Consider the following 705-nt stretch of genomic DNA (forward strand, 5'->3'; position numbering starts at 1 on the left):
TCCGCCGGGCGTTGACGACGCGGGACATTGAAGGCGCACCGAGAGTCGTCCACATTCTGCGCGTCGCACCCCTCGAAAGGGATGAGCATCATGGCAGTGCACGACCACCCCCACCGGCATCCGGGATTCCGCTTCCCGTCCCTGCGCAGGGCGGGGACGGCGCCCGCCTCCGCCGCCGAGACGACCGCCGCCGCGACGGCGACCCGTGCGTACGTGTTCGCCGGGCTCCGCCTGCTGACCGGCTTCGTCTTCCTGTGGGCGTTCCTCGACAAGACCTTCGGCTTCGGCTACGCCACGCCGTCCGGCAAGGGCTGGATCGACGGCGGCTCGCCGACGAAGGGCTTCCTCAGCGGCGTGGCGGTCGGCCCGATGGAGTCCACCTTCCACGACTGGGCCGGGGCCACCTGGGCCAACTGGCTGTTCATGCTCGGGCTGCTCGGCGTCGGCCTCGCCCTGATCGCGGGCATCGGCCTGCGGCTTGCCGCGGTCGCCGGCACCGCCATGATGGCGCTGATGTGGATCGCGGAGTGGCCGCCGGCCCAGCACCTGTCCGACGGGTCGGCGAGCATGTCGACCAACCCGTTCGCCGACTACCACCTCATCTACGCCGTCGTCCTCATCGCCCTCGCGGCCGCGGGTGCCGGCGCCACCTGGGGTCTGGGCAGGGCCTGGGCGCGGCTGCCCTTCGTCAGCCGCAACCGCTGG

Annotated in this window: 1 protein-coding gene; it reads left to right on the plus strand. The window is 72.1% G+C overall.

Annotated elements, in window-relative coordinates:
* Positions 1-90 precede the first annotated feature (90 nt).
* A partial coding sequence (locus STRIP9103_RS17510) for a DoxX family membrane protein (protein WP_048820463.1) occupies positions 91-705 on the plus strand: 615 nt, incomplete at its 3' end.

The sequence above is a fragment of the Streptomyces ipomoeae 91-03 genome, from assembly GCF_000317595.1.
In the GTDB taxonomy this organism is placed as follows: domain Bacteria; phylum Actinomycetota; class Actinomycetes; order Streptomycetales; family Streptomycetaceae; genus Streptomyces; species Streptomyces ipomoeae.